12 protein-coding genes are annotated in these 19,329 nt (G+C 54.8%); 3 read left to right on the forward strand and 9 right to left on the reverse strand.

Annotation, left to right across the window (positions count from 1 at the left end; genetic code table 11):
- Positions 1–537: 537 nt before the first annotated feature.
- The 9 genes from NB063_RS07110 to NB063_RS07150 form a co-directional block, all read right to left on the reverse strand.
- Positions 538–1,683: an IS110 family RNA-guided transposase gene (locus NB063_RS07110; RefSeq protein WP_322975083.1), complete on the reverse strand. Its 1,146-nt coding sequence runs from the start codon at positions 1,681–1,683 to the stop codon at positions 538–540.
- 133 nt (positions 1,684–1,816) lie between these two features.
- Positions 1,817–3,256 (reverse strand): sulfatase-like hydrolase/transferase, encoded by a 1,440-nt coding sequence (locus NB063_RS07115; RefSeq protein ID WP_250928066.1) that lies wholly within the window; start codon positions 3,254–3,256, stop codon positions 1,817–1,819.
- A gap of 795 nt (positions 3,257–4,051) precedes the next feature.
- Complete coding sequence (locus NB063_RS07120) at positions 4,052–5,275, reverse strand: DUF1559 domain-containing protein (protein WP_250928067.1); 1,224 nt, start codon at positions 5,273–5,275, stop codon at positions 4,052–4,054.
- Positions 5,276–5,674: 399 nt separating this feature from the next.
- Entirely contained in the window at positions 5,675–6,361 is a 687-nt protein-coding gene (locus tag NB063_RS07125; RefSeq protein WP_250928068.1) for a response regulator, read from the reverse strand.
- Positions 6,358–8,361 carry a histidine kinase gene (locus NB063_RS07130; RefSeq protein ID WP_250928069.1) on the reverse strand — a complete coding sequence of 668 codons (2,004 nt, stop codon included), beginning with the start codon at positions 8,359–8,361 and terminating at the stop codon, positions 6,358–6,360. Before NB063_RS07130 ends, NB063_RS07125 begins: the two co-directional genes overlap by 4 nt.
- A 301-nt stretch (positions 8,362–8,662) precedes the next feature.
- On the reverse strand, positions 8,663–9,841 hold the full coding sequence (locus NB063_RS07135) for a hypothetical protein (RefSeq protein ID WP_250928070.1): 1,179 nt from the start codon (positions 9,839–9,841) through the stop codon (positions 8,663–8,665).
- Positions 9,842–9,900: 59 nt separating this feature from the next.
- Positions 9,901–11,142, reverse strand: coding sequence for an HlyD family efflux transporter periplasmic adaptor subunit (locus tag NB063_RS07140; protein WP_250928071.1), 1,242 nt, complete (start codon positions 11,140–11,142; stop codon positions 9,901–9,903).
- Between the two features lie 666 nt (positions 11,143–11,808).
- Positions 11,809–13,065: a DUF1559 domain-containing protein gene (locus NB063_RS07145; protein WP_250928072.1), complete on the reverse strand. Its 1,257-nt coding sequence runs from the start codon at positions 13,063–13,065 to the stop codon at positions 11,809–11,811.
- Positions 13,066–13,411: 346 nt separating this feature from the next.
- Positions 13,412–13,879, reverse strand: coding sequence for a hypothetical protein (locus NB063_RS07150; protein ID WP_250928073.1), 468 nt, complete (start codon positions 13,877–13,879; stop codon positions 13,412–13,414).
- A 516-nt stretch (positions 13,880–14,395) separates the two neighbouring features.
- Here NB063_RS07150 and NB063_RS07155 point away from each other — a divergent pair.
- From NB063_RS07155 to NB063_RS07165, 3 genes are all read left to right on the forward strand, one after another.
- The gene (locus NB063_RS07155) at positions 14,396–16,474 is read left to right on the forward strand and encodes a glycoside hydrolase family 172 protein (RefSeq protein ID WP_250928074.1); all 2,079 of its coding nucleotides are present in this window, start codon (positions 14,396–14,398) and stop codon (positions 16,472–16,474) included.
- 230 nt (positions 16,475–16,704) lie between these two features.
- The gene (locus NB063_RS07160) at positions 16,705–17,262 is read left to right on the forward strand and encodes a DUF4416 family protein (protein ID WP_250928075.1); all 558 of its coding nucleotides are present in this window, start codon (positions 16,705–16,707) and stop codon (positions 17,260–17,262) included.
- A 307-nt stretch (positions 17,263–17,569) separates the two neighbouring features.
- Complete coding sequence (locus NB063_RS07165; protein ID WP_250928076.1) at positions 17,570–19,216, forward strand: putative transporter; 1,647 nt, start codon at positions 17,570–17,572, stop codon at positions 19,214–19,216.
- Positions 19,217–19,329: the final 113 nt, after the last annotated feature.

Raw genomic sequence — 19,329 nt, forward strand, 5'->3', positions numbered from 1 at the left:
GGACTAAGCAGGTATGCAGGAATCATCTGGCGAAGCTGCCGCAAACTGTAGGCCGGACCGAGGCTTTGCGAGTTCCGGCGTTCACTTGCTCTGTCGTGCCGGAACTGCGTCGCTTAGGTTCCTTGGTCCGTCTATGAGATCAGCTAGAGTGCAGTAAAAGTTGGTGTTTTTCGAAGTTATTCGTTTTCAGTTGGCTTGAGTAGTTGTTTGGCGGTTCGATGTTGATGTGTTTGCAGTCCTTCAACGCAAGCCATCTCCTGCTTAATGAGATGACTGTGCGAACTCGGGCGAAACGGTTGGAGGACTGCACTGGTTGAATCAAACAAGCATCGGTCGTATTGATCGTGCTTCAGCGTCTATGCGGGATCTTCCCCCAAGGGAGTCCCAGGAGTTCTGTTCAAAGAATGCCTCATTCGGCCTATCGCGGGTCATCGGACTTGCCAATGCCTGCAGGACCAAGCGCGAGGTCACCCATAGCTCTCAACCAGTCTCATCACTTCCAATGATTTCTCCGAGGTAATCGGTTTATCGTTCGGTCTAAGCGGCTTTCCTGGTAGCGGACTTAGCCGAATCGTGCACGTTGTAGCATTCGCCCGTTCGTAAGATCGCTGCGATGATCGTCAATTGTCGACGAGCGATCGCGGTGATCGCCTTCTTCGCGCCTCGCCGTTGTTTGAGTTGGTCGTAGCGATAACGCCAGCGTGCACTCTGACGCACCACACGCCAAGCTAACTGAATCATCGCCCAACGAAGCATCTTTGATCCGGCTCGGCTGATGCCCAGGTCTTTGCGTTTGCGATCACTCTCTCGCACGCCCGGGTCCAAGCCTGCGTACGAGACAATTTGCTTGGAGTTCGTGAAGCGACGTACATCTCCGAGTTCACACAACACCACGTCAATGGTCACGACACCAACACCTGGCATCGTGGCGAGCAACTCACGCTGCTCTCGCTCAATCGCCGTAGCCGTCTCTGCGAACTCGACTAACTGCGCGTCCGCGTGTTTGAGGAACTTGGCTTGTGTGCGAATTTCCGCACCCATCTCGCACAAGATCCACTTTTCGCTTTCCAGCAAAGGCAACGACATGGCTTCGGTCCAACCGTCCTTCGTGAACAGCGACGCGCGGTCTTCGTTGTAGCGAGCCAACATGCCACGACAGCGATTCTTCATCTGAGTGATGCGGACTTGAGTCCGATATCGATGCCGAACCAGCGAGCGATGCTGTCGAACACGCGGCGTCGGCATCCAGGCTGCAGGGATCATATCCCTCGCTAGAAACTCAGCCAGAATCTGCGCATCGATTTTATCGGTCTTGCAAGTACTCTCAGCGATCACCCGCATCTTTGATGGATGAGCGACTACCACTCGGCGGCAATCGTCGATCGCTTCGATCAAATGCACGAACCATTCGTATCCGATGGTCGATTCGACAGTCATCTGAAACTTTTCGAGGGATTTGAAGTAACGAGCAATCGGTTCGGTGGGTCTGCAACAGAAACGCTTTCGACCCAGCACCTTTATCTTGCCGCGAGCTTTCACCACGACACAAAGGCTGATAGTCTTTTTATGGAGGTCGACGCCGACGAATTTCATGTGAGATTCCTTTTGTGGGAGCAGAGGTTTACCAATCACCTGTTTACCACGTCTCAAAGGACCACCGCTTCGCGGCGTCACCTCTCTCATGAATTCGGCCTACGCCGAACCGATCACAAGCAGCGGAATTGTCGTTATACCGAATCACTTCTATGTACCTGCTTAGTTGTGACGCAGCACGCGACAGGTGGATTCATACCATTCCGACGCGTGAACGCGGCGATCATTTCGATTTGTCTCGATAATGTTGACTGCCTTTGAGCCACTCGTAGTCTGCGTATTGGTACTCGCCATGAGACTTCTCCCATAGCTCCGGTTGCGCGTTCTTGGTCCATTCTTTCCATCGGCTGAGCATCGCCCGCACCCGTTCGGGCTGTGAGGCCGCCAGGTCGGTTGTTTCGCCGATGTCTTTGTTCAAGTTGTAGAGTTCCGGCTTTCCTTTTTGGTAAAGAAGCTTGAAATCGCCTTCGCGTATCGCGCCCTCTGGATTCTTGTAACTTCCCGTATGCCAATAAAGCACCTCGTGCGGTGCTTGGTCAGTCTGCCCACTCAGATAAGCACGAATATCGGTGCCATGTAGTCCGGAACTCACGGGATTGCCGCCTGCCATGGCAAGCGACGTCGCACCGATGTCCAGCGACGTGACGGGCGACTCAAGCACGACGCCGGCCGGCGACTTGCCTGGCCACTTCACAATCATCGGAACACGTAAACCACCTTCGTATGAGTTTCCTTTGCTGCCTCTTAATGGCCGATTGTCACTCGTCCGCTTCATTCCACCGTGATCACTCAAAAACCAAACCACAGTGTTACCGGTAAGCCCCAATTCATCGACCTTGGCTAACAACCTACCGATGCCTGCGTCGAGCTCATAAACCATGGCTCCATAGATGGAACGAGCATTCGGCTTCACGCCGGGAACCTTCGTCACCGATTCCACTGGAAATTTCGCGATCGTTTCCTGCGGCGCCTCCAGATCGAGATGCGGGGCGTTGTAGGACATGAAAAGAAAGAACGGTTGTTCCTGATTTCGCTCGACGAAAGCGACGCCCGCATCGGTCAATTCACGCGTCAGATACTGGTCCCATTGCACCGGTTCCATGTTGTGGATCACGGGCATCGTGTGTTGGAGATCACGATGATTGGCGGGCTTTTTCAGTGGATTAAAACGCCCGTTATAGGAGGGATGATCGAGCGGGTAATACATCAGCCCTCCGCCAAGAAAACCGAACCAGTCATCGAAGCCCATTGCATTGGGATGCTGCTCATTGGTAGTACCCATGTGCCACTTGCCCACTCCGCCAGTAACATAGCCCTGCTTTTGCAATAGACTGGCGATGGTATCCATTCTTGGCAGGCCCTGAGCCGGATCGAACGGCTGAGAGACGTTCTGGTAGTAACCAAACGTCGACTGGTGTCGGCCCGTTAAGAAGCCTGCTCGGGAGGGACCGCACATATTCCCCGTCACATACGCGGACGTGAACCGCACACCCTCAGCGGCTAACCGATCGATATTGGGTGTTGGGATATCCTTGCAGCCAAAACATCCGACGTCGGCATAGCCCAAGTCGTCAGCCATGATGACGATAACGTTTTCAGCAGAGCGTACTGTCGTTGCCGTCAACACGCACGACAAGCAAATGATTCTTACCAGTTGACTCATTGCATTTCCGATCAAGAGAATATTGAGATGGTACCGGACGGCTATCGGGCCGTTGATTGAATGAGCCGACACCGCTAGCGGACCGTTGATCGAATGCGCCGACGGCGCTAGCCGCGGGCCCAACGGTGAGGACACAGTCATTGGATGCCCGCAGCTAGCGCTGTCGGCTCACTGAGCTTTACGAAACAACTAGATCAACATCCCGCTCGCGCCGTTCCGCTAAGTTTCCCAGCGGCGCAAGCCCGCCGGTGACAGCAACCCAGGGCCCTACCTTAGCTGAAACACACGCTTGCTCGCACGACAATTTCGTTTTCGCTAAACGAATCTGTTACTGCACATCATCCATGGAGTCACCTGGATCGGATTGCGGATAGGTTCGGATTTCCGGATCCGGTTGGACGACCGACGGTGCTTTTTCGCCGCAGCCTGAAGTCATAAAAAGGCAAGCCACAAACGTTGACAACATAACAAATTTAAGAGAGGACATTCTTATCCGAAAGTTTGAAGAAAAGAGGAGAGAGGTACTGAAGAAACGCAGTCGCCTGTCGGCATAGAATTGGTGTGACACCGGATGGCTCGCGGGCGGTTGTTTTAATGAGCCGACGGCGCTAGCCGCGGGCCTAACAGTGAGGACACAGTCATTGGAGGCCCGCAGCTAGCGCTGTCGGATCACTAGAGCTAGGCTTTGCGAAACAACTCAAACAACAGCCCGCTTGCGCCGCTTCGCTAAGTTTTCTAGCGGTAGGTCGCAAGCCTTCCGGTCTGAGCTCTCAACATTTCTGAGTCGCCGAATGACTAGAATTCTGAACTGACGACTTCTCGGCTGGCTTTCGTTCCGAGTGAGCCCCACAGGCCAAAGGGACTGGCGACACCGGCACTAGCACCGGCCGTGTTTCCTGGCGTGACGACCCGCGATGTTTGGTCTCCCGCGTCGATCGAATCGGTGATGAATTTGACCGCACCATCGGAAAGTAAAATGTGACAACCACCTTGATGTTGACTGCTCGGTGGCAACAGTCCGGCACTGCGGGCAACCGTCCCAACCAGCACAGGCGCGTTCGGTGGGAAGATCGTGTTGAATTGGCCGTAGACGCCTTGTCCGTTAGCCCATTTGTAACCGCGTCCTTCGTGCGCTTCGGTAAAGACGCCTGTCGCGCCGGCGGCCCAGAACTGAGGGCGAGCAGGGTCGGTATCGGCGGTGCGATAATTACTCGGATTGTCTCGCATTCCAAACCAACCGTTGTTTCCACTTCCGGCACGCCTACCGAGCGTTCGCACGTTGCGATCCCCGAGATCGGTTGCGATTTCGCCCATCGCGATCGTATTGGCTGTTCCATCGAGGATGTCGCGAAAGCGAGTCGCGTAGTGTGGTACGAAAACACCACGAGCACACGCTTGCATGTTGACCGATCGAGCACTGTTTTCTTGCAGGTTATTCGAAAGCGGACCGCGGTCCATGTTCCAGAACGTGTCGCCGGTGCACCCGACATAGTTGGTTCGCCCCATGGCAGGTAAACCATTGCCCGGATCGCTCGGACATCGAAAACCTGGGATTTCGGTCATCCACGGGCGGTAGCCATCGTTCGGAGTTCCTTCCATCGTTGGTGTCGGTCCCATGGAAGGCCACGGGGGTGTGCGAGCCACGCTGGGAGCATTGAGGTCAAACACGCTCGGATTCGAAATTTCTTCCCAGATCGCTTGCTGTTCAATGAACGGCGTCAGGCTGACCAGCACGCTCAATTGCATCAGGTTTGCGACTGTCGATTCATCGAACTGACCGTCGCCGCTGAAACCTCCCGGCACGGATCCATTCTGAATCATCGGAAGTTGGTTGTAGGCGGAGTGATAGTTGTGGATCGCCAAGCCGATCTGTTTGAAGTTGTTGCTGCAACTCATTCGACGAGCCGCTTCCCGGGCGGCTTGCACCGCCGGCAGAAGCAGTCCTACCAAGACGCCAATGATCGCTATAACGACTAATAGTTCGACCAAGGTAAAGCCTTGGCGTGAATTCGATTTCATGATGGACACCTTCGAGAAAGATACGTGATGATGAAATTCAACATGCCCCCACGCATTCATCTGCGGCGCGATCCATTCGCCACGATCGCAAACGTCACACCAACGCCACCGCACATGACAAGCCTTCTTGACGCACGCTTGCAATCACTACCCCGCAAACTCAGTGGCCAAATAGAATCGCTCGCAAAACACAAGAAGGGCCGTTGAATCTCTATAGAAGGATCTTGAAGGAGGCCGACACACCCTTCAAGTCCACCAAACAGCTGACACAAGTCACAGAGACATCACCATAACCACGCAATGGTGTCACCACAGGCCGATACCAAATTGAAATGGTTTCGTTGAATTGACCCACGACTACGCCCATGAATGCGACACCACACTGCACGGAATTCCAGGTCACTCGTTTTGTTCACCAGTGTTTTCAAACACACCGATCCGATGCGCCTTATCGATCGCGGCGGGCGCGTTCTGCACGTCGAGCTTTTCGTAGAGTCGCCGGATATACGTCGCCACACTTCCAAACGAAATATCAAGCTCTCGCGCGATCTCTTTCTTCAGCATCCCCTGGCTGAGCAACAACAGGATTTCACGTTCACGTGCCGATAGAACGACTCCCGCGGGCTCCGACTTCTTAGACCGTGCTTGAACCATTTTCAAAAGATGCAAGGCCACATCCCCATCGAGTGACGCACCTCCGTTCGCGACCGTTTCGATCCCATTGACAATTTGTTTGACGGTGGAAGCCTTCAACAAGTAACCCGATGCCCCACGTTGGACTGCAATTTCAATGTCGGTCTGCGCATTCGACTGCGTCAAGACAATGATTTTGGTAGCGGGCAACTCATCGAGGAATTTCGGGATGGCGTCGAGCCCACTGACCCCCGGAAGGTTAAGGTCCAACAAAATGACATCGGGTACGGGCTGACCTTCACGATCACGCAAATTCCGCAATGCGATCTCAGCCGCACCAAACACGCTCACCATCTCCATCGACGGTTCGGCACTGATCGCCATCTCGATCACCTTGCGGTACTTCGGATGGTCTTCCACCAGCATGACTTTGATGACTTTGTTTGCGTTCATCGCTTTTTGAGTTGATTCCATTGCAATCGTTTGAACCGTAAGTGAATTCGCGTGCCTTTCTCAACGCAGTTTTCTGCGGAAACCTTCGCGCCGAGCAGTTTGGCTCGCCGCATGAGTGACGGAGGAATCCCAACGTCATCAAATACACCTAACCCTTGACCATTGTCCGTGATCGTGAGATGAACCTCCTTCGGTGTCGCCTTGAGTGCGGTACTTAACCGCGTCGCATCGGCGTGTCGACTCACGTTGACCAGACACTCTTTGTAGAACAGAAAGAGATCCGAACGTGTTCGCGGTTTTAAGCTTTCGATAAACTCGTTGCCTTCGACCTCAAACTGATGATCGACCTGAACAACAATCCGCTCGGCCGCCTCTTTCATCAAATCAGCCAAGCCTGAATAAAGAGAGTGCCCACGCATGGCCGTGATATGCCGCACCGCAATAGACGCATCTTGCGAGACGTCACGAATCTCTTCCAGGATCGGATCGAGCTTCGCGGGCTCCGCCAATGCATCTCGAGCCAAATCGCTCAGCAATCCGATCGTGTGCAAATCCGCGCCGACTTCATCGTGTAGGTCCGCGGCAAAACGTTCCTTCAACCGGTTGGATTCTCGAATCCGCACCAACCGATCAACCAGGATGGTGATCACGATTCCCGCCGCCAACACCACGACTAACGCGGTCGTCCACCGCAGGTTCTGACTTTGCCTGGCGTAGCGTGTTTGTAGTTCCGACTGAATCTGCGGGCGTTCTAACTCAAGTTCATGCCTCCGTGCTAGCTGCGATAACCAGTCCCGAATGGGCATGATTTTCCCAAAGTGATTGCGACCATCGGTCAACGATGACAACGCTCCGTCCGTGCCGGAGAAACTAACGTTCGAAGTGGGAGTGATCCCACCCGCGAGATTGCGACTCTCGTCAAAAATTTCAATTTCGGTGAAACCGATGCATCGGAATCGATCACTCGCTTCGGGTGCCTTGTACGCTTCGATCGCGGTGAAGCGAACGAAGCGACACTCGGTCGGTGGAAAGGAGAACATGACGATCGGTCCCGCATCGTAGATCGACTCTTTCCGGTATTCGCACAGCTGAACAGCATCAGCAAAATCTTCGTCATGACTACCTTCGACGACGAGATGATCCGGCATCGCATAATCGGAGTGTTGAATCTGCGGGACATTTTCACTCAGGTCTGCCGCGTGTAAATGAATGCGATTGATGCTGCGATGCTCGACCAAATCAAATGTCAACGCGGCTTGAGGGCCGGTAAAAAAGAAACCGACAAACGCCTGACTCCCCCCGCCGCCTGCGGCGTCTATTAAATAAGGAGTGAAGCCGTCGACGAGTGTCTCAACCGGAGCCGACTTGCGGACCCGTGTGAACGCCATCGAGGAGACCGTCGTCGGACAACGCAGTGCCACGTTTTCTTCGCCGGAAAATGCCATGATTTCCGAGAGTTGAAACAAATACCGTCCGTCCCAGGCGCGCGGCGTCAACTTCGTCGCTTCGACACGAATCCACGAAGCGAGGATCGGATCAATAGGAATCACCAACGGAGCCACGCGAGGTAGGGAATGGTCGTGTTCACGAAACGACGCGACTACCTTTCCGGTCTGATCGTCGTCCCGCCCGGCCACGATTTTGAATTCCAACGGAAACCCATCGGACCGGACGCCGTTGACGGTGTCACGCCAAAGAATCGGCACCAAGACAATCTGATCGATCAGGCTTGCTTGGTATAAATCAATTTGTGCCCACTCCACATGCTCTGCGTTTGGGTGAGGGTCGGATTCCCATCCCAAATTTCCGATGCCGCTGCGAAACGTCATCTCGGCGAGTGTTTGCTCTTCCGCATCGATCTCGGCGAGTCTCGCTTCGAGTTGCGACAAAGAAAGATCGGCGGGTTGCGTCGGCGCCGCCTGTGCCACGGTCGCTGAGATCAACAGCGACGAAGCGATGACAACAACACGCAGGAGGGGTACCGGCAAATGTTTGCTCATGACCATTTAGGAATCATCTCGCGCCAACCGTGGTCTTCACGATCTAAGAATCGGCAAAAACAACCATCACTCCGCGAAAGATGACACGGCGGATAATGGACAACCGCCAATAAATTCGGCAACCGCCCGCACCACGAAGTCAGCCAATTGCAACGGGCGAGGCGAGAGAAGTCAACCGTTCACAGGGCTTTCGAGGTAACGAAACACAAACGGTGGACGAGAAATGGGTTCGTCGTCTGGGTACGATGAGAGGTTTCGGTTTAGATGATGTGGGTACGGAATCGCCCCCTACGTCTGCCAACTATTCCACGGGAAGGCAACGTTTCAGCGTCATCATCGCCATCGCGGTTCCGTAGGGACGATGGTAGTCGTAGAGCGGATAGTCCCACCAACAACCGTTCTTTTCTTGCAGGGGCACGATCAGATCAGCCATCATCGCCTGGTACGGTGCACGCTCGCTCGCGGGCAACTGGTCGATACACATGGCGGCATAGTAGTGACCGAAGTAATAGAAATAGCCCGCCACTTGGAACCAGGATTCGTGTGGCACGGGACGTTTGCGTCCAATGTCGAGCCAACCATTCCGCTCGTACAGCCGATACAACCAGTGCTTGAGCACGTTGTCCGTCACCGCCTTGTCCCCCCAATAACGCAGCGCGAGATTACAACATTGCGAGCGGCCTAGTGAACCACCGGGACGGTTGATTTCACGCATCGGACTGTCCTTCAAATATTCGCCATACAAGTACGTGAAGTCGGGTTTTTGTTGGCGATGGATCGCGGCAACGGCCCGGTCGACCATGTCCTGAGGAGGATCAACACCGATTGACTTCGCGCGGTGCATGGCGACCAATGCCGCCCCGCCGACAAAACTGATCGAATCAGATGTCGGACGTTTGGCTTGGTATCGCATGTCGTAATACCCCCAACCGCCATCAACCGACTCATATCGCCGTAGCATCGAATACTGATCTCTGATGGACGAACGGATTTGATCTGATTTCTTTGAATCATCGGAATACCGCGAGTGCAGACGAGCCAAGGCTTCGATCGAATAGAGGTGTCCCCAGACGTTGTATATCGCAGTTCCATCGGCGCGGCGTAGTCTTGGCAAATGCTCGAACAACCAGGCTTCGCATTTTTCGATCGCGGATTGAGCGGCCACGTCACCGTCGTCGGCGCACTCGAGCAATGCGGAGAGACACAGCGATGTGGTCGCCGCGCGGAACGCGTGGTGGGCCCCGGGCACGGGCGCATAAATATTCAGATCTTTGGTGTTGGTGGGCGAACCCCACGACCCGTTCGGGTTTTGATCGGCCACGAGAAAGTCGACCCCCTTGCCAATCGCCTCGTCAATCGTCTCGCTGGCAGTCGAGTCAACATCGGGCAGCACCGGAGGCTTGCTAAAGTCGAATTCCTGCAAGCGATTTTTTGAGGAGGGTTGCACCGCGTCGTCGGCGACCACTGTCGCACCCAACATGAGGCCCCCCATAGCGAACGTCGATAACGCAATAACCAGATACCGATCCCTCGCCGCAATCATTCTTTCTCCGCCTGTTCGAATTCGATGCTGCAGGTCATCCCCGGAACGATATTTTCCTTTTTGACTTTACCGTTGATCACGAGGACGCATTCGATCTTGTTGGAAGCGTAGGGCACCGGGGCGATGGACTGAACAGTGACGGGAATTTTCAGATCTGGGAATGCCTTCGGAATCGCGGATCCTTTCATGCCAACTTCGATCTTGGCACGTTGGTCCTCGCTCAAGTCCGAAGTGATCTTCAAACGATCTGGTTGAACGACCGTTACCAACACTTGCCTCGCCGAGACCTTCGATTTTGGTTCCAGCGTACTGGGCTTTTCACTCAGACGCCCGCGAGTCAATTTTCCGTGATAGACGAGTCCGCTGATCGGTGATGTCAAGACAAGGGCGCGGCGTTCCGCCTGCAGTTCTTTTAAGTCGGCTTGCTGTTTGTCGAATTCCTTTTTCTGTTTTCGTCGCTCGATTTCACGTTTGCCGCGTGCGGTCTTCAACTCTTGGATGGCTTTCGCATACGCAAGCTCTGCTCGCGCGAGGGCAGCTTCCTGTTTTTCCTGTTGGCTTGGGATCGTTTGTTCGAGAGTCCGTTGCGTGCGATTCTCTGCGATTTCCAAATCGAACTTCGCACGCTCCACGGCACGTCGAGCCCGTTTGAGCACGATCTCTTCGGACTCTTCGGTCAGGTCGTCTTCGTCGTACATTTTTTGAAGTTGCCCGAGTTCTTCTTCCGCGTACTCGAGCGATTCTCGCGAACGCTGCAGTTGGTACTCGGCGGTTCTGATCTGCTGTTCGCGGTCGATATTGACGAAGTTGTCATACGCTTGCCGAGCCTCTTGGCGAGCAAGCTCGGCCGCTTTGCGATCGAGTTCTTGTTGCTCGACGAATTGCTCGAATGCGAACTCGGCTTCCTCGTAGGAAATTTTCGCGAGCGACAAGTCCATCTCGGCCTTGTCAATTCTCGTGTCGATATCTTTGCTTTCGAACCAGACCACCGAAGCTCCCTTGGAGACACTTTCGCCGTGGGGCAGGATCCGTTTGATCTCGAAAGAAGTGATCTGTTCCGAATCCGCAGTGATCTCGTGGGTCACTTTCGATGCAAAGACACCATCGATTTTGACCACTTCTTTTTTGGGAGCCTGTTCATCAGACGACTCTTTCTCTGCTTCGTCTGCGAACACCGGTGTGGCCGACGACAACAAAAGGGCCAACACGGAGAGCCAGTGAAGGGGAGCGATACGCATCGAGCATTCTCAGAGGTGGAGGGCAAAGGCGGGGATCCCCCTATCTTGATCGCCCCGAGCCTCCATGTCCACAAATACCTGAGACATCGAAGTCACTCGCCCGGAAGCGCTCCTTAGCTTGAGTTTTGGCACATAATTACAGAAAAACGAGCGTCCAGCGATCCGTTTCTCGTCAGCGGCGGGGAAAGGCGATTGCTTGGTCTGTCGTAAACGTTGGAGTGATTAAACCGGAGGACTCGCATCCTGGGATGGTGAAATGAGTTTCAAAGCGGCTCAATTTTTGTTATGGCACTGGTCGATTCCCCTTCACCCTCCTGCGGCGCAGCCATGGGAGGGTCGACCCGCGGAAGCGTGATCGGGGAGGACTCGGGCGTTGGATCTCATTGGGCTTTTCAACATAGTGCCCTCCCCGAAAACTCGCGAAGGCTCGTTCTCGCCCCTCCCTTCGCTGCGCGTGGGCGGGTGAAACGCGTGACAGCATGTACAAAGCCTATACTCGCCAGTCCACCTCTCCTTCAGTCGTTTCACCATCCCACTCGCATTCTGCCGCTAAAAGGTTGAAAAGAAACGGCGACCGTCGCCTGGTCCATCCCAACAAAAAAAACGGCCGAATCGCGTGATGCGATTCGGCCGTTCAAGAAATCTTAGAAGATTGCTCCGAATTGATTAGAACTCTGAGTCAATCACTTCCTTCGATGCCCGGGTACCAAGCTTGCCCCAAAGACCATAAGAGCTCGCTCGGCCAGGAGCCTGCGCCCCCGATCCACCTTGGTAAACAGGCAGAACGTTTGCCGAACCGGCTTCGATGGAATCAGTAATGAACTTGACCGCACCATCACCCATCAACACGTGAACACCGCCCTGGTGACGACTACTCGGTGGCAGGTATCCGCTGCCGTGACGGGCTGCTGAATTTGCCGTTCCGTCGTTGTACTCCGGATTCGTCGTTTGTGCCCCGGAGGTCACGCACGTTTTTGCGTTGGGCGGCAGGATCGTGTTCATCACGGTGAAGACGGGGTTACCGTCCGCCCAACGATAGCCACGAACCTCGGCAGACGAGTTGTTGCCCAACAAAGTCGTTTGGGTTGAAATCCAGAATTGAGGCCGATTCGGATCCCCAAAGGTGTCATTACACGTTGCCGGAGTGTCTGTACCGAGCACCAAAGCATGGCGGGGGTTGGTGCGGGTATCTCGGTCGCCGAGGTCAGTCGCGATTTCGCCGCAGATGACCGTATTGGCAAGACCATCTAGGATGTCACGAAATGCCATCGTTTGACGTGGAACAAACGCTCCCCGCATGGCAGCACGTGTGTACTGCGACTCGTTGCTGCCTCGTCCCAACGTTGCCGTTGTGCCACCAGCGGAGCCACGGTACGGGCTATCGCCCAGGCATGCCGCGTAGTTCGTTCGCCCGAACGCAGGAAGCCCCACGCCCGGATCGCTTGGACAACGCAAGGTTGGTGATTCAGCGGACCAAGGTCCGTACGTGCCGTTATAGGGTGTTGGTCCCATTGCCGTCCACGTTCCGGCGCTGCCGTTGGTATTCGGAGCATTCGGGTTAGAAATTTGCTCCCAAAGTGCTTGGCCTTCGATAAATGGAATGATCCCTACCAAGAAACTCAGCTCTTCGTTGTTGGCTGAATTGTTGGGCTGTGACCACTCCAATCCAGTCAACCCAGCGACAGAACCGGATTTGAACCCGCTTGTACCGGTTTTGTGGCGAGGCATCTGCTTGTAGGCAGAATGATAATTGTGAATTCCAAGCCCGATTTGCTTGAAGTTGTTACTGCAACTCATACGTCGTGCGGCTTCACGGGCCGCCTGTACGGCGGGCAACAGGAGACCGACCAAGACGCCGATGATCGCGATGACAACAAGCAGCTCCACCAAAGTGAAACCGCGACGGATACGAGAGTCTTTCATTAATACACCTCAACGAACAAAGAAACGAACATGAACATTCGAACAATTGTCACTGCGCTAAAGCACATGACAACTGTTTTCTGCGACATGTTGGTGTTTTTTTACGACACTAACTTCCGTTTAATGCCGCCAATCTGGGGATTCGACACTCAAAAACCACCCGTCAGGTGAAAGGCCGCCCCGCCATCCAGAGGAATGCAAGCCTTCAGCACTCCGTTTTCGGCGCGAGTTGATAAGGGCTCGGCGGCTCAAATGCGCCGCTTTCGGTGCAGAACCGTGCCATCTCGCATCCCGGATCGTTGTTCGTCAACGAATCGCAGTCGGTGAGCGGGCATTTCGCGTGGGTTCAGGTTCCCAGGAACGTGAAGAAGAACCAAGCAACGCCGACCAGCGAAATCGCTTGAGCGGCCATGAACGAACGCCGGTATGCCGTCGGCATCTCAAGCGCAGCGAGCTTGCGTTGGTTGAGGACAGTTCGCAAAACGATGTAAGCGATCAGCAGTCCAAAATACGCGGTGCCCACAACTTCCCGACTGAGATCGGTTTGGGTCGTCAAGAACCAAAAGACGGCGACCAGCATTAGCAGGGGGACCATCGAGTACATTCGCGTCGATGAGAAACCGTCCATCAACCGCAACTTCTCATCGGAATTTAATTCGCGGTAGCCGCGTTCGCTGATGAACCGACTGAGAACGATCGCGACCAAAATGGCGATGAATCCAGATGCTTGCATACGACTACAGCCCGCTCTTTCAAGCCATGGTCCCTCAGACAGGACGACCGTCGAGAGTTCATGGAGTTTGGTTTCTTGCATGTTATGACGGTGCGAGAAACCTCGATTCCTCTCCCGTCGCCCCCCATCATAGAGAAAACCGCCGTGGCAACGCTATCGGCTGGAAACGTCGTCGCCGCAGAAGATGGGAATAGTGACGTTTTCAGTTTGACGCCCCGGGATACGCATTGTGTATGCGAGATAAGGAGCAGCGGAGCACCAAACACAAACGGTGGACAGGAATGCCGTTCCGCTGCGAGGTATGCTCGCTGGTTGAAAACACCTTTTTGAACGGAAAATGGGCGTCGTCAAGACACTCGGCCCGTGATCGGTTCGTCGTAATCCTCGACGATTTTTCGAGGCAATCAGAGCCTGACGCATCAGGTTAATATCGAACTAGCCGTTGACGACACAGGCTACTGCATCATCGTTTCCGCGCAACACTTTCTCGGCACACCCGCCGATAATCGCCGCAACCATTTCGTAGAATCTGGCATTTCGTAGAATCCGATTTCCATCGCCGAACGACTTGACCCTGTCCCCGCAAGATTCCCCACGATGAAAAACTACTTACTATCGCTCTTCGCGATCTTGCTTGCCATCTCCGCCAACGTCCAAGCGGCTGAACCGGTTTCGATTCGATCATTGCTTAATGAGATGATCGATCGCGAATCGGTGGCAAGATTTCCTGCGTACGAATTTCGCCTGAAACAACACAGCAGTTACAACCGCGCTTCCAAGACGCCCGAAGATCCGGAAGGCTGGTTCAACAACCACGACTTTAACTCGAATGACAAAGACAAGAACTTCATTCGCACTGAAGAAAACAATGGCGAGCAAGAATGGGTGTTGATGGATCACGAAGGCCCCGGTGCACTCGTGCGAACGTGGATGCCATTTCGCAATGCGAACCGACCATCGACGGACACTCGCATTCGTGTTTACCTTGACGGTGCAACCGAACCGACGCTCGAAGGCAATATGCTCGGGCTGTTTGATGGCTCGGGTTTGATCCCCTATCCGTTTGCGCACCAATCACTCCGCTCGGCGGTATCCTTCTTTCCGATCCCGTACGCAAAGAGTTGCAAAGTCACGGTAACGGATCGTCCGTTCTTCTTTCAATTCACGTTTCGTGAGTATGCCGCCGAGACGCCCGTAGAGACATTCACGATGTCGGGCTTCAACGACGCCGCATCCCAGATCGACGAAGTCGGAAACCTCCTGCGTCATCCCGCCGTCAGTGTGAAAACCGAACCTCAAACGCTTAGCGCGACCCTCGAACCCAAAGCCGAACGTTCGATCGAGTTACCGAGCGGCAATGCAGCGGTTCGATCACTTTCGATCAAACTCGGCAGCTACGACGATCCGTCGGTCACCCGCTCGGTGATTTTGAAGATGGAGTTTGATGGACAAGAAACCGTTTGGTGTCCCGTTGGTGATTTCTTCGGTACCGGTATCGGACTCCATCCCTTCCAAGGTTGGTATCGCACCGTGTCTGAAGGCGGAACGATGTCGTGCCGATGGGTCATGCCTTACCAAACGTCAGGCAAGATTTCGTTGGTCAATTTAAATGATGAGCCGGTCGCCGTGATCATGAAGGTGCAAACCGGAGATTGGACATGGGACGATCGATCGCTGTATTTCAACGCGGCATGGCGGGGACAGTACCCCGTGCCGACGCGGCCTTTCTCGGACTGGAACTACGTGACGCTCCAAGGCCGCGGGGTATATGTCGGGGACACCCTCACGATCATGAACCCGGTCGAGAAATGGTGGGGCGAGGGTGACGAAAAAATCTTTGTCGATGGCGAAGATTTCCCGTCAATCTTTGGCACAGGCACGGAAGACTATTACGCGTATTCTTGGGGTGGGATCAGCACTGATTTCTATGAGCATCCATTCCATGCCCAAACGCGCAGTCACCTTTATGACAAACTGAACCGTAAGACATCCGGTGAAAAGAACACTCAGGGATACAGCACGGAAACTCGCACACGCGCCCTCGACACGATGCCTTTTGGTTCGTCCTTGCAACTCGACATGGAGGTATGGTCTTGGACGGATTGCGAGATGGGCTACGGAGTCGGAACATACTGGTACGCCGACGCGGCCACTCGATCCAACCGGTCGCCTGCTCCCCAAGAAGCATTGAATGTGCCACCACTTCCCAACATGGATGCTGCCTCGGGTGGCCCGAAGTCTTTTGAAAACTCCTTCGAGTTTGAGGATCTCGCCGTGGTATCAAAACCAAAGGGCGTCGAATTGAACTCGCAGTCGTTGACCAATTACCGAGGCCGATGGAGCAAAAACGGACACGTGTTGGTGAAGGGAACGCAGCTCGGCGACGTGATCGAATGGGCGATTCCGGCACAAAGTCCCGGGGCCGAAAAACTGGTTCTTCACGCCACCAAAAGCTACGACTTTGCGACCTTGCGATTCACCGTCAACGGAATAGCGATCGAGCCGGCAATCGATCTGTTCTCCGAGAAACCGACTCCGACGGGTGCAATTGAGCTGGGAGAATTTTCCTCAATCGATGGAGCGTACACGTTGCAGGTTGAGGTCGTCGGAAAGAATCGCGAGAGTTCAGGGTTCCGATTTGGGATCGATTGCGTGTCAGTAACGCCGGGTTCCTAACGCGTTTGCACTCGCACTCGGACGTCTGGGGTGCGAGCGTTCGCGTCGTGTTGCCGCGTCGAAGCATTTTACGCCATCGCTCGGCAGATGTGGGGGAGATGAAGGCTTGAGACAAACGTTGTACTCTTTGTCTCGGTTCGTTTGCGTTTTTGGTCATCAGCGATCTCTCGCTGTTGACTTAACGCTTGTTCAACAACGCTTCGTCGATCCTGTTTTCGTTTGGTATTTGGATGGCTGCCCCACGACTGATTGAACCGGTGGTTCGCTTTTGTGCTGTGATTTCACGACACCCGGAGGCGCGTCAGTGGGCCGTCGAGCGGTTGACGCAAAGATGGGGTGCCACGGCAGAGGTTTCCGAACCGTCCTCATTCACCGCCGGCGGGTTCTACGATGCCGAAATGGGGACGGGGTTGACCAAGGTGCTCGTTGCGGTGCAACAGTTCGCCGATCCCGCTGGTTTGGCGGACTGGAAATCCGCGACCAACGAATGGGAACACGAATACGCCGAACTGAGTAATCATGATGAGCCTAGGCCATTGAACTTGGACCCCGGTTACATCACACAAGCGAAATTGGTGCTCGCAACGATCAAAGATCGCGACCATCGGCTGTACTTGAAAGACGGCATCTTTGCCGAAGTCACGTTGAATTACATGGGCGGTCGGTGGGTGCATCACCGTTGGACGTACCCCGATTACCGGACCGCATCGGTTGCCGAGTTCGCCATGCGGTGCCGCGATCGGTTGCGATCGCATCTATTGACCACGGGCGGCTTCCGACGCGTCTGAATCGACTGCGCAAATCACGTGAAAATCATGTTGCGATTGGCAGTTGCAGGTGATCTGCGGAAGGCCAACAGGGTAAATTTCGTGTCCCCTGTTCGTTTGCCTGCGACAATTTAAACCGCGACCTCAGGGTGCAGTTTTCCCCCTGTGACATGATTTAGGGGAAGCGGTTGGGGCGTTTGGCAAAGCTACCTTTCACTGGCAGTGGTCGTTCTGCACAATCTGCCTCTGTCGTGCCGACAACAGAAATAGATAGAAGTCCGGTGCGATCTTCTCACAATCCGCTTGTCGTACAACCAACTTAGTTACTGTGAATCCGGTTACCTTTTCCATTTTGGCCATCGTCGGCGTTGCCGTCGGTGGATTAGTCATCGGCGGTGTACGTATCCGCAAAATCGGCCTCGGATCTGCGGGCGTGATGTTCGTAGGCATTCTCGCCGGTCACTGGGGCGCGACACTCGACCATGATGTCGCGGAATTTGCCAAAGAGTTTGGCCTCGTCCTATTCGTGTTCACGATCGGACTGCAGCTCGGCCCCGGTATCGTGCAATTGTGGAAGGACCAAGGACTGGTGCTCAATGGACTTGCCGTCGCGGTGGTCGTGATGGGCGTGTTGTTGATCCTGATGTTTCATTCAATCATCGATTTGCCGGGACTCGCCGCGGGCGGTCTGTTCAGTGGAGCGACCACCAACACCCCCTCGCTCGGTGCGGCGCAGCAGGCCGCGGCGACCGTGGTGGACGCGGATACCGATCTCGGCATGCTCGCATCGGCGTACGCGGTCGCGTATCCCGGTGGTATTCTCGGCATCATCGCGACGATGGTGATTCTCAAGTCGCTGTTTAAAATCGATATCGAAGCCGAAGCGGAATCCGCCGCAAAACTTTCCGGTGCCGGTTTCGAGCCGATCGTCCGCAGATGCATCCTCGTGGACAACGCGCACCTGTCCGAACGACGCTTTGGCGATATTCCGGGGATCGAAGAAACCGGAGTCCGGATTTCACGAATTAAACGGGGAGATGCACTGACGGTCGATCCCGCGACGGATCAAACGGTTCTGCATCCCGGCGACGTCATCCAAGTCGTCGGTACCGAAGCGGGACTGGATCGGTTTGAACCACTGATCGGCCGTCGTTCGGATTTCGACTTGATGGATTACAAGAGCGAAGCCTGTCATCGCCGCATCGTCGTCACCGAGCCCGACGTGATCAACAAAACGCTCCGTGACCTGTCGCTCGACTTGATCTACAACTCCACGATCACTCGCATCATCCGCTCAGGCGTCGAAATGCCTGGCCGAGGCTCGAGCCGTTTGCAGTATGGCGACGTGCTGCACGTGGTCGGTGACGAGGAATCGGTCGACCGCGTCACCCAATTGGTCGGCAACTCAGTCAAAGCACTCAACGAAACCCAGTTCGCACCGGTATTCCTAGGGGTCTTTGTCGGCGTCGTGCTTGGTTTGATACCGATCTCGATCCCGGGCGTTCCATTCCCAGTCAAGCTCGGCTTGGCCGGTGGTCCGCTAATCGCGGCAATCGTGTTCAGCCTGCTCGGCAAGTTGGGCAAATTCGTGTGGCACATTCCATTATCAGCCAACTTGGCACTGCGGGAATTGGGCATCATCTTGTTCCTCGCCAGTGCCGGTTTGTCAGCGGGCAAGACGTTTTTCAGCGTCGCGTTGACCTCGCAAGGCTTGCTGTGGATGTTGGCCGGATTGGTCGTCACGATGGTCCCACTACTCATCGTCGGTTTGGTCGGACGACTCGTGTTCAAAGTCAATTACCTCACGCTGTGCGGCGTTGTCGCCGGCAGCATGACTGACCCGCCCGCCCTCGCTTTCGCCAACACACTCAGTGATTCGTCGGCGTGTGCGACCGGTTACGCAGCCGTCTATCCGCTGACCATGGTCATGCGAATCGTTGCGGCGCAAACGATTATCTACATGCTGCTCGCCTAAAGCATTTTTGAAAGGACGTAGGCTCTCGCGAGGAGCCACGTTCGCCAGAACGTGGTCCACCGTCTGACGACGGTGGCTACCGCGAGGCATCAATGCTCTAGCTGGACAGCGAA

The sequence above is a fragment of the Aporhodopirellula aestuarii genome (assembly GCF_023701485.1).
Taxonomy (GTDB): Bacteria; Planctomycetota; Planctomycetia; order Pirellulales; family Pirellulaceae; genus Rhodopirellula; species Rhodopirellula aestuarii.

Coding starts and splice junctions, on each gene's coding strand:
- NB063_RS07155 (WP_250928074.1), top strand. CDS start 14,396: ATGAAAAACTACTTACTATCGCTCTTCGCGATCTTGCTTGCCATCTCC.
- NB063_RS07145 (WP_250928072.1), bottom strand. CDS start 13,065: ATGAAAGACTCTCGTATCCGTCGCGGTTTCACTTTGGTGGAGCTGCTT.
- NB063_RS07140 (WP_250928071.1), bottom strand. CDS start 11,142: ATGCGTATCGCTCCCCTTCACTGGCTCTCCGTGTTGGCCCTTTTGTTG.
- NB063_RS07125 (WP_250928068.1), bottom strand. CDS start 6,361: ATGAACGCAAACAAAGTCATCAAAGTCATGCTGGTGGAAGACCATCCG.
- NB063_RS07115 (WP_250928066.1), bottom strand. CDS start 3,256: ATGAGTCAACTGGTAAGAATCATTTGCTTGTCGTGCGTGTTGACGGCA.
- NB063_RS07160 (WP_250928075.1), top strand. CDS start 16,705: ATGGCTGCCCCACGACTGATTGAACCGGTGGTTCGCTTTTGTGCTGTG.
- NB063_RS07110 (WP_322975083.1), bottom strand. CDS start 1,683: ATGAGAGAGGTGACGCCGCGAAGCGGTGGTCCTTTGAGACGTGGTAAA.
- NB063_RS07120 (WP_250928067.1), bottom strand. CDS start 5,275: ATGAAATCGAATTCACGCCAAGGCTTTACCTTGGTCGAACTATTAGTC.
- NB063_RS07150 (WP_250928073.1), bottom strand. CDS start 13,879: ATGCAAGAAACCAAACTCCATGAACTCTCGACGGTCGTCCTGTCTGAG.
- NB063_RS07135 (WP_250928070.1), bottom strand. CDS start 9,841: ATGTTGGGTGCGACAGTGGTCGCCGACGACGCGGTGCAACCCTCCTCA.
- NB063_RS07130 (WP_250928069.1), bottom strand. CDS start 8,361: ATGAGCAAACATTTGCCGGTACCCCTCCTGCGTGTTGTTGTCATCGCT.